Genomic DNA, 15,277 nt, shown 5'->3' with positions numbered 1-15,277 from the left:
TTGCGGCATGCTTAATCACGCCGCGCGCAGGGACGGATTGGTCCGGCCTCGAACACGCGCTTTGACCACCGTCGCGGCATTGGCGGCGGCTGGGATCCTGGCGGTATTTCCCACCGATTTGTCCCAGGCGCAAACCCCGGTTCCCGGCGCGCCTGCCCTTACCGCACCCAGCGTCACGGCGCCCAACGTCGAGGCACCCAAGGTGACGGCGCCGGATGCCGGGACGCCGTCGTCGGCGGAATCCGAGCTGCAGAAGGAAATCACCAAGGCGTTCAAGAAATCCGGCCTGTTCAAGGGACTGGACCTGGATCGCCTGGGCCAGGACGGCAAGGCGCGGACCCTTAAATTGTCCGGCAACAAGGGCGAGCTCGAATTTTTCCATTTGTCCGAAGGGGCGAAGGACGACGACACGGTGCCGTCTGCGACCACACCGGACGGGCAGACGCCCCCGCAAACTCAGCCCGCCGTCCCCGGCGCCCCGACCCCGGCGCCCGTGGACAAGGTGGAAAGCCGCCCCTTGGACGCCCCCGCACCACCGTCCCCCGCCGCTTCGTCCGTAACCGCGCCAGGGCAGGACGATGACACGGTCAAGGGGAGTTATCATTTCCTGCACAAGCGCGAGAGCCTGCCCCTTCGCCTGTTCGCCGAAGCGGCCGGCCGGACCGGCGCCGTCGATCTGGTGCTCAAGGACGCCGTGCTGATCTACAGTTCGGAAGCCCGCGAGACCCGCCTGTCCAAACTAAGCATCCCCCCCGCGACAACCCGCTATCTGAAGAAGTTCATCACCGCCAAGCGCCGCGCCATGGACCTGCCCGCGGGCGGGCTGATCTTTGCCCGGCTGGTCATCCGTGAAAATTCGTTCCTGGACAATCTGGATAAGGCCCTGGACTTCAAGGAGAAGGAAGTCCTCGTTCAGGGGCGTCTAAGCTACCGCATGTTCCGCCGCCTGGTCGGGCTCGGCGTGACGAAAGCAAGGCCGGACGTCACGGATGACGATATAAAGCTGACGTTCAACCTGGAAGGATTCCGGCCGCCGAAGATCGGACGTTACGTCGACGCCGCCGACCTGGCGTTGACGATCGCACCGGACAAGGATGGGCGGTTGGACATGACGGGAACGGCGGCGGCCCGGTTCGGGTTTGGCGCGCGTAAGGTCAAAGCCGCCGGGACGCTCGATTTCGACGCCGTGTCCGGCGATGGCGAGCCCGTATTCCGGATGACCGCCAAGGCGGGCCCGCGCGACCTGCGCAACATCAAGGTCGATGGCGCCCAGGCCAAGGAGATCGATTTCCTGTTCTCGCTGGACGATGCCTATGTGCCCAAGCTGCGGGCCGAAGGTTACGGCGAGCGCTCGGGCGAGCGCATCCCCATCGCCGGTGAATTGGACGAGGAAGACGGCAAAAATCTATTTAAGCTGGACGGCAACACCCTGGAAGCCGTCGCCGGCCTGGACATTCCCGGGTTCGATGAGATCAAGCTTGGCAGTGTGCCGAAGCTGACCACGGGCCGCGCCGTGTCGGTCGATACGATCATCCGCGGCCAGCCGGCGAAGCTGGTCATCGGCCCCGTCACCAACAATGACGCCGCCTATGTGGCCTTGTCCGTCGATGGCGGCGGCATCGAGATGCTGGTGCCCCAAAATGCCCTGGGTGACCTGGGCAAGGTCGAGACGGGACGCGCCGTGTACCTCTACGTGCCCAAGGGGCGGGGGCCGCCCAAACTGTCGGACTTGCCGAAACCGTTCCGAACCCTGTTCCAGGAATTCTTCACGGACAAGGATCTGAGCAGCGCCAAGCCGGGGATGAACCTGTTTCAGGCCTCCGGTTTTGCCGAAAAGCATCCGTTTTCCACCTTGCTGTCGCTGTTCCGCCAAGGGCGGGCCAATGAAGGCGGCATCAAGATTGTCGGCCAGATCGATCCCCTGGTGTTCGACGAACCGGATGAGCCCGCGGCCGAGGCCTGGCGCAGTGGCGATGCGCGCGGGCGATTGAAGCGCATCCTGGCGACCCTGCGCCTGCGGGGTGAGGTGTCGGGGTTGGAGGGGGTCGGCTTGAGCAACCTGTTCCGTCTCGCCGACCGGGCGGAATTCGTCTTCGAGGGCGGTTCGTCGGGCAAGGTGTCGGCGGGGTTGGATTTTGGCGGTACGTTGACGCTGCCGGGGGCCAAGGCGCCGCGCCGCTTCGAATTCGCCGCCGCGGCCCGGTCCGACGGCGCATTCCGCTGGCAGGGTGACGAGGTCGATGCCCAAGGCGAGGATATCCGGGGCGGCCAGAGGGTCACCCTGACAGGGGCCATCCGCAACAAGCGTCCGGTTGACCTGAGTCTGGCACTGGCCGGCGGATTTCGGTTGGGGGATCTGTCGCACCTCCAGGTGCCAGGCCTGGCGGATTTGGAAATTCAGAACGTCTATCTGAGCCGTAGGGTCATTTCCGGCAGCTTGGGCCGGGGCAATGCCCGGTCGACCATCACCATCGTCGATAAGCCGGATGCCCGTCTGGCCGTGATCGACGTCAGCCGCGGGGTGCGCCCGGCGGCCTATCTACCGGGGTTGAACCGCACGCCCCTGGCCGGTCTGGAATTACCGGAAACGGCGGTCCTTATTGCCGAGCCCGGCACTGGCGCGGAGGCGATCGACGGCCTTCCGGACGCCATGGCGCAGTCCTTGAAGAAAACGCTGGAAGGCGGCGGCATCGTTTTCAAGCCGGGGATTTCGTTCCTCAGCCGCCTGTCGTTCGACGGCGATGATCCCTTGGCACGATTGGCCAGGCGTCTAGGCGTGCCGAAAACGGAGACGGCCTTCCTGTCAGGCGATATTCCCGCCGCCGTGGTCAAGGCGATTGCCGGGGGGCGTGCGCCCCAGGTCCTGGCCGGATTGTCCTTGAAGGCGCAGTTGCCGCGATTGACCCTGCCGGGGCTGGAAAATCTGTTCAAGCTGTCCGACGTGACGGAACTGGCGCTGACCAGCGACGCCGCCGGGGCGATGGAACTGGCCCTGAAATCCGGGGGCACTTTTACCATTCCCATCGTCGGGCGTGATGAGCAGGTCAAGGTCGATGCGCGCATTACCGGGCAGGGCGCCAAGCGCATGGCCACGGTCGATATCGAGGCCGCCGCCAAGCTGCGCCTGAGGGCCGAAGCCCCGCTTGATTTCAAGAACCTCGCCAAGGCCAAGGATTTTACCGTTTCCATCGATAATGGCCTGACCCTGTCGGACCTTCTGGGCACGGAGGTGCCCGGCATCGGCAGCTTGCGCCTGGCCGAAGCGAAATTGTCTTTAGGCCATGTCCAAGGAACCCTGGCGCTAGGGGACACAAAATTCACGGTCAACCTGGCGGCCCTCGATGGCGGTGGCGGCGGTGGAAATCCGCTGGCCCGGCTGATGACGATGGAGGTCTCGGACCTGCCCGGCCTGTCGGTCATTCCCGGCCTGGGGGCGACGCCGCTGGCGGATGTGCGCCTGGGCGATCTCGTGTTCGCCTATCTGCCGACCTTGGGTGGGGGCAATGGGGACGGCATGTCGTTGGGCAACCTACCAGACCCGATCAAGCATCTGGCGGGCAAATTGTCAGGGCCTTCGGGCGGCGGAGGCAAACTCCTGCCCGGCCTGAACCTGGTGTCGGCCGTTGATCCGGCCAAGTTGGGCAAGCTGTCCGACTTGTTGACCAAACTGGGCGCCGGCGGTGGCGGCAAACCGTTCAAGCTGAAGGCGGTCATGCCGGGCGAGGCGCTTGCCTTTATCCGCGACAAACTGCCCAAGGGGAAAAGCAGTGGTTCCGGCGGTGCGGCGGCCAAGGCCAAGAAATTGGCCGGGACGGTGGTCGCCAAGATCATCCAGAAAACGGACCTCACCATTCCGGTTCCGGCGATCAAGCTGCCGGGGGTCGGTGACTATCTGTCGTCACGGGCGGCCCAGATCAAGCTGACGGGCGGCGAGGGCGCGAACGGCGCGGCCCTTACCACGGCGATCACCGGCGCCTTCGATTTCGTCCTGCCGGGCACGCCCACGTCGGGCAGCCTGGACCACGAAATCAGGATCACCGTGGACGGCAGCCGCAATCTGGCGGCGGCGGTCAACGGCATCGGGCGGCTCAACAACGTGGCGGGGCAGTTGACCCTTGCCGGAGCGCTGGCCACGGCCGGGGGACGCAAGGCGGATCTGGCGCTCGCCCTCGACGGCGAGGGCTTGACCCTGGCCAATGTCATGGGCCTGAACGTGCCGGGCCTGTCGGATGTGGCGCTGACCAAGGCCGCCGTCCGCGCCGGGCTGGTCAGCGGTGAGATCATGGTCAAGGGCGCGACGTTCCAGGCCACGGCCTTTGATTTCGCGCGCGATAAAAAGCCGGCCCTGGCCGTGGTGGCGGCGAACCTGGATATAGCCCAGGTCCTGCCCGCCGTGGCCGGCACGGCCCTGGACGCGGCGACGCTTGAGCGCACGACCTTCCTGTACCTGCCCTCGGGCCGCAAGGAGACCTTGTCCGAAACCGGGTTCCCGGCGGAACTCGTCGGGCGTTTCGACCTGGCCAAGGTCGGCGACGGCTTCAATGCCGAATTGATGGCGCAGCCGAAACAAGGGGGCCAATTGGCCGACCTGCTGGGCGGTCTGGGCATCCGCCTGACGGACCCGCTCGAGATCGAAGGCCGGTTCAGCGCCAATCCCTTCACGGCGTCGGCGAAGGACCTGATCGCCGCGATTGATCTGACGGCGACCCTGCCGACCCTGAATTTCAACAAGATCGGCCCCGTGGCCATCAATTTCCCGTCGCGCCCGGTTTTGGCGCTGAAGGGCAGCGACGCGGGATTGACCACGCGCGTCGATACCTCGATCCGATTTACCCTGCCGGGGCCGGGGCGCGTCTATGAAGGCGAAGGATCCTTCATGACCGAGCCGATGGAGGGGGGCAAGCGGCTGCTGACCTTCGCGGGCTCGGCCCTCGATCCGGGCGGACGGAAGGCGCTTATCGAGGCCTCGCTTCCCTTGCCCGGATCGCCGCGCGATTTCAGACTGAAGTTCTCGGGCGAACAGACCCTGTCCAGCCTGCTCGGCGTGGACATCCCGGTGATCGGCGACTTGAACCTGAAAGAGGTCGAACGGGACACGGATTATCTGATCGCCAAGATCGCCTTGAAGAGTTTCGAGACCACGGTCGGCGCGTTCCGCACGGAAGGGCGCTGGGCGGTGACGTTCTCCGCCGCCGGGCTGAAGCCGTCCGAATTCATCCCCGGCCTGGAATCGTCGCCCATCGCCGGCCTGACATTGCCGCAGGCTGTGTTCACCTATATCCCCGGAAAATCGAGTGACAACAAATCCCTGCGATTGCCGTTCGACGTGGCGGCCCTGCCGGACAAGGTGAAAACCGCCGTCGGTCCCTTGCTCAGTCCCTTCGGCGGCGGCGGGTCCACGTTCCGCCCCGGCCTTAACCTGAAAAGCTTCCTCAAACCCGGTGATCTGCCGGCCCTGAAGAAATTGTTCGCCTTCACCGGTAGTGGGGGCGGGCAGCCGCTGAAACTATCCGGCGTGTTGCCGGTAGAGGCGCTGAAATCTCTGGTCTCGGGCGGCGGCGGTGGCGGCAACAGCGCCATCAAGAACCGCGCCAAGGAGGCCGTCGCGGGCCTGATCCAGAAGGTCGATCTGGAAACCAAGCTGCCGGCCGTAAACCTGCCGGGTGTCCGCGACGTGGTTTCTTTCAACGATCCCACGTTGCGCATCCAGGGTGTTTCCGACAAGGGGACGGTCGCGCTGGTGACCCGGATTACCGGCGACATGCAGGTCACTCTGCCGGGCGTTTCGCCGCTGAGCCTCGCGGGCAGTCTGCGGCTTGCGGCACGGATGGACGGTGTCGGCCTGGATGTCGAGGGCGGCAGCGACCGCCTGCATTTGACCGGCAGCGTCAATTTGAACAAGGCCGATCCGCGTCTGCAACTGGCGGTGACATCGGACATCACGGTTCAGGACTTGATCGGCGCCTCGGTGCCGGGGATCGGTGATCTGGCCCTGACCGACGCCCGCATCGGTTCGGAAGTCATCTCCGGCACGGTCCAGTTGCGCGGCTCCCAGACGACCCTGGCCGTGTTCGATTTCAAAAAGGATAAGAAACCCTTCGTCGCCCTGGTGCCGGAAGGCGTGGATGCCGCCGACTTCATTCCCGGTGTGCGCGGCACGCCTTTGGACAACGCCAAGCTGATCCGGGGGGCTTTGGTCTACGTGCCCGGCGACAAGGACGCGTATCCTGAAAACGCCGCCTATCCGGACAGTGTCACGGCGGCCCTGAAACTGGTGTCGCGCGGCGGCGCCTTGCCGCCGTCCCAGGGTCTGCGCGCGGGCTTCATCGTCGAACCCAAGGCCGACAGTCCCCTGGCAAAGGCCCTGGCCTTCGTCGGGGTCAAGGAAGACACCCTGGAGGTCGCCGGGGTTCTGCCGTCCGTCGTTCTGGCATCCCGGTCGGGCGGCACCGGCCGCGGGTTGAGCGGTGATGCCCTGAAACAGGCCGTCGCCGCGGTTGATCTGGAGGCCAACCTGCCGGCCATCAATCTGCCCGGCATCGACAAGGTGCTGACCCTTGGCGCGCCGTCGTTCCTGATCAAGGGCACGCCGGTCACCGATATCAAGGGCCAGTCCACGGGCGAGGTCAGGCTGCGCGTCGGCATGGCAGGCGACCTGGTCCTGACCCTTCCGGGGCATGCCCTGGCCTTCGATGGCGGCATCGACATCGAAAAGACCACGGGCGGAAAGGCGTTCCGGCTGGCCGTGCGTTCGACCTCCACGGTCAACTGGGACAAGGCCTTCGGTCTGCCGTTTCTGGGGCTGAACAAACTGGCCCTGAGCGGCGCCATCGAGCGCACGGCGGAAGGTCGGGCGTTGTTGGAGGCGTCGCTTTCGACCATGGCGCGGCTCGACAAGCAGGAATTCGAGGCCGTCAGTTCCCTGACCCTCAAATCCAACGCCGCCCCGGAATTGCGGTTCACGATTCCCGGCAAGGTCGATGTCGCCAAACTGCCGCTGGTCGGCGGGCTTAAGGGCATCAACGAACTGAGCTTCGCCAATCTGTGGATCGGCACCGGCGGCCTGGGCGGCAAGGTGCGGATCGACAAGCTGGGCATCGGCGGCGAGGGGGCGATCTTCCTGCACGGCGGCAAGCCCATTGCCCTGGTCAAGGCCGATCCGTTCAAGATTACGGACCTGGTCGGCAACTCGGGCCCGGCCAGCAAGTTCAAGCAGGTGTTGGAGGGGGCGGCCCAGATTTCCCTGCCTGAATCGGTCTTTGCCATTTCCATGGCGGATTTGTCGAACGTCCCCGCCGGCGACTTGCCGCCGGGCTTGCTGTCCATGGTTGGGGGGCTGATGCCGAAATCGGGCGGCGACAAACGCACCCTGCCATTCGGTGCGGGGGTGTCCTTGATCGCGGCCCTGTCGGAAGAAAACCTGCCGTCGGCGATCCGTCAGGTCGCGACCCGCGATATCAATATCTTCAAGGCCGTGGACGGCCCGCTGCTGCTGGCCGGCAGCCTGAAGGGGGTGTTCGACGGCAATCTCGAGGCGCGCCTGGACATGCGCCTGCCTAACTTCAAGCTGCCCGAGGGCCAACCCTGGCGCCAGCTGGTATCCATCGACAACGTCGGCGCCGAGGGCTTCCTGTTCGTCGACGTGCCGAAGCTGCAGATGGGACTTGGCGTCAACGGTAACATCACCCTGGACGTGCCGCGCCTGAGCACGCCCAGCAAGTCCGACAAACTGAAGTTCGGCGGTGATCTCTATACTTCCTTCGACGCCGTGTCCTGGGCCGGCAGTTTCAAGCTTGCGGCCAACATGAAAGGTGATTGGCATCAGCCGTTCGGCATTTCCAAGAACCACACCCTCCGCAACCCGGCGATCCTGATCGGATTTGATTCGGAAGGCAGCGTCGAATTCGGCGTCGGCGCGTCGGCGATCGTGACCGGTTTGGGCCGCAAACAGGAACGCACGGTAACGGCGGATGCGGACTTCCTGGTCAACATCAACTTCTCCACCTCCATCCCCCTGCCGAAAAAACTGGCTGTCGCCTACAAGGCCAAGGGCGAATTAAGCCAGTGGACGTCGCTGGAAATGATGGAGGCGAATTTCAAGGGTGTCCTAGGCGGGCCGATGGCCAATGAGGTTCTCAAGGTTCTGCCCGACAAGACATCCCGCGACGCCGCCAAATACCTGCAGACGGAAATCCTCAAGCGCAGCATTTTCGACATCATCCGCCTGGACGATCTGCCCCTGCCGACCTTCAGCGTCGTCGATCCGGTGATCTTTTTCGCCACGCCGGGGGCCAAGATTCCCGGGCGTGACGATACGCTGGATACCATGGGCGTGCGTGTCAGCGGCGGCGCCTACATGTCCTTGTTCGGCAATAAGAAGCGCCTGGGCGGGGCGGACCTGCGTCTGACCTTGTCGGACGGCCTGATTTTGAAAGGCGATCTTGCCGACATCACCGTGCCGCCGATCCTGAAGGTGCAGAACGCCAAGGTCGACATCGTCGCCAACATCAAGCAACTGCCTCATTTCAAGGTGTCGGGAAACACCAACTTCCTGGGCGCCAAGGAAAACATCGATATCGAGTTTTCCAAGGACCGCATCCATTTCGAACTGGAACGGGATCTGGGCCGCCTGATCAAGACCCGGTTCCTGGCGCAGACGGACAGCGGCGACGTGATGGGCGCGCGCGAATTCCTGGTCGAGGCGGATACCAAGACAGAGATCGACAAGCTGATCTCGGACGACGTCTTCCCCCGCATGGGCATTCCCAAGGTGGTGTTCGACGCCATCAAGTCGTCGACACCGATCTTCATCCACGGGGCCAAGTTCCGCGGCAAGCTGGTGGACTTCCTAAAGGGCGGCGAGGTGACGCTGGAGATTGATCACAGCTTCTTCGGCACGCGCATGAAGGAACCGGCCGTGGCCAAGGTCAAGCCGGCCTGGACGTCGAGCAATCCGGTTGAGGTTCTGCCCGCCGCGGCCATCGGCGCCGCCATGGGTAAAAGTTTCTTTGCCTATCTGGTCGATCACCCCTTCCAGTTGGGCAAGATCAACCTGGGGCTGGTGTCGTTGGAAAGCGCCAGCCTGAGCGCGGAACAACGCGACACGTCGAGCCGCTTCAAGATCACCGGCAAGGTCAACGCCCTGGGGCTGCCGTTCTCGGAAACCACGGCTTATCTCGACAACAAATCGGGGCTGACGCTCGATTCCAAATCGGAAATCAATGTCGGCCTGCCGTTGGGGCCTGTGGGTAATCTTGCACGCAGCGAGACGACACTTCATTACGAGCTCAATCCCGCCGCGGTTAGCCATAAAATCAATCTGAAGATGTCGACAGCGGCGCTTGGTTTCACCGACCATATCCTGTTCGACCTGGATGGTAACCTGACGGAAACCAACGTTGCCTTCCGTTCGACCCATCCTTGTGCTCGGTTCTCGTCCTCCACGAGCATGGGCGCCGGCGATATGCGGAACCTGATGTTGAAGATGAATCAGGACAAGGCTGCACCCTCGGATTTCATCCGCGCGGTGAAGTTTCAGCCGCAGATCAGCCTACCGTCGCCTAAGGATGCCGTGGCATGTGGTGGGCGGGTCCTGGAGTTGGCACATAAGGCCGTCGACGTGGCGGAGCAGGGGCTGCGGGACGTGGCGAACGCGGCCAAAGCGGTGGTCGGCGCCGTCGGGAATTTGGCGGGCGACATCATCAAGGGGTTGAAGTCGTTGGACTGCAAGCTGTTGCGCCTGGGCGATTGCCCCCGGCCGTCTGACTGCCGGGGCAGTGAGCGCTGGAACAACAGTTTGAAGCGATGCTGGATTCCGAACGAGGTCCTGATGCGGCATTATTCCATCGCCAATCGGGACAAGTCCTGGTGCGCCGACATCCGCCATGCCAAGGACAGGGATGGTCAGGAACTCATCCCCTATGGCTGCCACGGCAAATGGAACCAGGCATGGCGATTGCTCAGCGACGGCAGGCTGCAGAATCGCAAGGGCGGCTGCATGGGGGCCGATGGATATACGGAGGGCCGTAAAGTCACCCTGGCGCCGTGCAATTCGTGGCGGGCGCTGAAAATGGAATTCCTGGCCACGGGGCAGATTATCGCCCACCGCAAGAACGGCAGCGGTGGTGCTTGTCTGGCAATTGACAAGGGAAAGATCGTTCTGTGGGGATGCGGGCGCATCGGCGACAAGCATACGGATCTTTGGCTGCCCTTTGACCCGTTCAAGGGACGCGTGGTCAATCCGGCGCTCGATCGGGAGGCCAAGGCCTTGGAAGCCGCCTACAAGGCGCCGATCAGCAATGATCCGCCGGTCCCGTTCATGCGCTATTGGAAGCGCAGCACCAACGAGTATTACCATACCGCGGACCCGGAACAGTTCGGCAACGGCCGCGACGGCTGGGCCTATGACGGCAAGGTCGGGATGATCTTCGCCAAGCGCGCACCCGGCACGGTGCCCCTGTTCCGTTTCTGGCGCACGGCGCGGAAGGGACAGAACCATGTCTACACAACCGAGCCCAACGGATTCCGCGGCGGTCAGCGCGGCTTCAATTTCGATGGGGTGGCGGGATACGTCTACAATCGGGGAATCCCCAACACGGTGCCGTTCTTCCGTTATCACGAAAGCAACAACACCAATTACTTCTACACCGGCGACATCGACCAACTGGGGCGTAACCCAAGTGGACCCTGGCGTTTCGAGGGAACCGCCGGCTACCTGCCCAAGGAAGAGCCACCGCTGACGCCGCCAGTGGAACCGTCGAACCCGGTGCCCCTGGCGTTCGACAAGAACATCCAGGTCTTCCCCAAGCCGGCCGAAGGCACGATGCCGCTGTATTTGTACGGCCGTATCGAGAACCGCCGCCGTCAGGCGCCCGATATCCTGTCCGGTGACTTCAAGGAATACGGCTATGGTTCGCCGGAAATCTATTTCGCGGGCATTGCCGGATACGTCTTCCCCGACAAGCGCCCGGGCACCCTGCCGATCACCCAGCGCCGGTACGGCAAGACGATCGGGCTGGGACATTTTCCGGGACCCGACTACGGCCCGGGCAAGGATGCCAAGATCGTGCGCGTCGATCCCGTGCCTTTGCTGCGCTATTTCAATCCCAAGGCTAACGACCATCTGTACACCGCCGATCCGGCGCAGCTGGGTGACGGCCGTGACGGCTACGTCCGCGACGGCGTCGCCGGGGCCATCTTCCCGGGGCGGGTTAAGGGCACGGTGCCGCTTTACCGTTACTGGAACGGGGCCAAGCAGGACCACATCTTCACCACCGATTTCCAGGAATTGTGGTACGGCAAGGAAGGCTATGAATACGTGGCCATCGAAGGTTACGTCTATGCCAAGGAACAGAAGGGTACGGTGGCGCTGCATCGCTACCGCAACGGCGCGACCAACGATAACCTGCTGACCACGGACTTCGAGGAGTTCGGTGGAAAGAAAGGCGCCAAGGGCTTCAGCTACGTCAAGGTCGAGGGCTGGGTTCCTGCCTTCACGCCGCCGGGGGCCAAGGACCGGGCGGTCAAGTCCGAGCCCGAGATGATGTTGCGTTACCGCCATCCGGGCACCGGCGATCACGTGATCGCCCGCGGGTTCGGCGAAATGGGCGAGGGGGCGGACGGCTATGTCCTGGACAAACCCCTGGGCATGATCTTTACCAAGAAGGCCAAGGACACGGTGCCGCTGTACCGCTATTTCCACGCGGGCAACAACGACACCTATTACACGACGACGTTCGACGGCCTGGCCTGGGGCAAGGCCGGTTGGGCCTATCAGGGGATCGCCGGCTGGGTCTATGACAAGCAGCGGCCGGGCATGGTGGCGCTGCGCCTTTATCATTCGTCGGCCAACCGCGAACACATGCTGGCGCGCGACGGAGACGCCAAGCCCGGGTACACGCCGCAGGCCATCGTCGGCTGGGTGCCGGAATTCCAGGCCCCCGGCGCGGACACGCCGGTGGTGCAATCCACGCCGGTGATCCTAACGCGCTACGTCAACGCCAAGACCCGCGATAACCGCCTGACCGCCGGCGACAAGGAATTCGGCCAGGGGGCGGGCGGCTATGTGCCCGACCGCTACCTGGGACACATCTGGCCGAAGCGGGCCAAGGACACGGTGCCGCTCTACCGGTATTTCAGCGCGTCCCGGAACGACACCTACGTGGCGACCGATTTTTCGGAACGTTGGTATGGTACCGACGGCTACGTCTATGAAGGCATCCTGGGCTACGTCCAGGCCAAGGAAGCATCGGGGACCGTCGCCCTTCATCGCTATGTCAACGAGGCCACGGGCGACACGCGGGTCACCACCGACTTCGCCGAACTCGACGGCAAGCGCGGTCGCGACGGCTATCGCTATCAGGGGGTCATCGGTTGGGTTAAACCGTTCACCCCGCCGGGTCTGGACCGGCCGGAAAGGGCGTCGGACCCGGTGCCCTTCGTGCGCTACCGCGACGGGAAATCCGGCGCCTACCTGCAGACAGCGGGGGCTGAGACCCATGGCGCCGGCAAGGGCGATCTGATGATCGAACGGGCCCAGGGCCGCATCTTCAAGACCCGCGCACCCGGCACGGTGCCGCTGTATGAATACGGCCGGGGCAAAAGCCATGTGCGCCGCTATACCACCGATTTCCGCGACCTGCTATTCGGGCGCGACGGGTTCGATTATCTGGGCCTGGCCGGTTTCGTCTATCCCGCCGCCAAGTCCGGGACGGTGCCGCTGCATCGTTTCGACACCCGTGCCGACGGCGGCCATGTCCTGGCCGTCGACAAGGGTGAATTCGCCGGCAAGGGCGGCTATGCGGGCGGCGGGGTCGTCGCCCATGTTCCGGCCTATGACGAGACGCCGTCGCCGGCCTTCCGCAACCTTTACGTCGCGACCAACCGGAACTTCAGTTGCCTCAACGCCCAGGCTCAGGCCGGTGGGGGGCTCGACTCACGTCTCTGCGCTGATGATGGCAACATGCGGTTCACCTTCTGGTCCGACGGCACCTTGCGCCACGATCCCAAGGATCTGTGCCTGGGCATCAGCCGCCAAAGCGGCAACGCGGCCGACGTGGGGACCTATACCTGCGATTACTCGCCGGGCCAGCAATGGGATGTCCGGTGGATCGGCAAGAAGCCGTCGCGCCCCGATCCGGCGGCCCGCTTCCAACTGGTTCATCGGCAGAGCGGAAAATGCCTGGGGCTGGCCGACGACAGCGCCCGCGACGAGGTCGAGGCCGTTCTCGCGAAATGCGCCGCCGAGGGTAAGGCCGGCGGGCAATTCTGGACCGCAGGTCAAGAGGTTCCCGCCTATGTCCTGCCGGGCACGGACGCGCCGGTGCGGCCGTCGGACCCGCAGTTGCTGGTGCGCTACGTTAACCCCAAAGCCAAGGGAGGAGATCATCGCTTGGTGCTGGGCCTGGATGAATTGGGCCGGGGCAAGGATGGATTCCTGCCCGACGTCGTCATGGGCCGCGTTCATGCGACCCGGGCGGCGGCCGATCTGGTGCCGCTCTACCGCTATGTCGCGACGAAGGACAGCGACCACATGTACACGGCCGATTTCCATGAACTGCGGTTCGCCACGGACGGGTATCGGTTCGACGGGGTGCTGGGTTATGTCCAGTCGGCCAAGGGGCCGGGATTGCTGCCGCTGCACCGCTACTTCAACAAATCCCGCCGCGATCACCTGGTGACCACGGACGGGGAAGAACTGGACGGTGCCAACGGCAAGAACGGGTATCGTTACGAAGGCGTCGCGGCCTATACCCCGGACACGGGCGCGGAAGTCCGCAAAGGATGGGCCAAGGTTTACCTGGCCAACCGGGACGGCATGGTGTGCCTGACCCGAGGTGGCGACGGCGGCCTGTCGTCCCGCCGCTGCGAGGACGAAGGGGACCAACCCCTGGCGTTCTGGACCGACGGCACGCTGCGTGATCTGAGCGGCGGCAAATGCATGACGACCGACCGGGCAGGCACGGCGCCGCCGGAAATGGCGGCCTGCGACAACCGCCTGGCCCAGCGCTGGACACCCGAGTGGCAGGGCGGCAAGGCGCCGGGACAGCCCGACGGGCGCACGGCGATGCGGCTGTCCCATTGGCTGTCCGGGGCGTGCATGACCTTGGCCGACGGATCGGGCCGCGACGGCGTGGCCGCCGTGATGGCGCCCTGCGGCAAGTTCGCCAAGGACGACCGGCGCGGCACCTGGTGGGCTCATGGCGCGGTGCCTGCGTTCTCCGCACCTGGGGCGGACGCGCCGGTGGTCAAGACTGATCCGCTGCCGCTGATCCGTTACGTCAGCGCCAAATCGAAAAGCGGCGATCATCGCCTGACCGTGGGGCCGGATGCCCTGGGGCTGGGACGGGACGGCTACGCCATGGAAACGGCGCAGGGCTATGTCTGGGCCGGACGGGCTGCGGGCACGGCGCCGCTCTACCAGTATCATCACAAGGCCACGGGCGATCATTTCTGGACCCCCGACTTCCGCGAACTGGGATACGGCGCAGAGGGCTACGCCTATCAGGGCGTCGCCGGGTATCTGCATGGGGACAAGCAGCCTGGAACGGTGGCGCTCCATCGCTACGTCAACAAGGCCCGGGGCGATCACCTGCTGACTGCCGATTTCGACGAATTCGGCGGTAAGGCCGGACGCGCCGGCTATGCTTATGAAGGTGTTGCCGCCTGGGCGCCAACCTATCCGGAAGCCCAGACGGACGGCTACGCGGGCCTATACCTGGCGACGGCCAAGAATTTGAGCTGCCTGGACGGCGAGGCCAAAGTGGGCACAGCTGTGCGCGCGTCCTTCTGCCACGATCACGACAGGCCCAAGTTCTCGTTCTGGCAGGACGGCACCCTGCGTTTCGACGGCGGGACCAAGGACGGCACCAAGCTTTGCCTGAATGCGGACAAGGCCGGCGTGACCTTGGCGCGCTGCGCCTATACCCGGGCGCAGCAATTCAAGGCGACCTGGCAGGGCACCGCCCCCAAGGCCGCCGATCCGGCTCGCCCGATGCAGATCGTCCATGTCGATTCCGGCAAATGCCTGGGCCTCGCCGCCACCTCGGGTCAGGACGGCGTCGCCGCCGTTCTTTCGTCCTGCAAGGCGCCCGGCGACAATGTCCAGACATGGTCCGCCGGCACCGCCCAGCCCCGCTTCACCCCGCCGGGGCTGGAAATTGCCGAGGCGGCGTCGACGCCGCTGCCCTTCATCCGCTATGCGGCCAAGGGCGGGAAGGGCGATCACCTGATGCAGCCGGGGCCGGAACCTTTCGGGCTGGGCAAGAACGGCTATGAG

General features: G+C 64.6%; 1 protein-coding gene. It reads left to right on the top strand.

All coding sequences use genetic code 11. The features are described from left to right. Nucleotides 1-61: 61 nt before the first annotated feature. On the top strand, nucleotides 62-15,277 hold a 15,216-nt coding region (locus ABJZ52_RS06890; RefSeq protein WP_348487698.1), incomplete at its 3' end, for a ricin-type beta-trefoil lectin domain protein.

The organism is Roseibium sp. (genome assembly GCF_039982295.1).
GTDB lineage: Bacteria > Pseudomonadota > Alphaproteobacteria > Rhizobiales > Stappiaceae > Roseibium.
The sequence above is the reverse complement of the archived record's forward strand: the minus strand, read 5'-3'. Positions and strand labels throughout refer to the sequence as shown.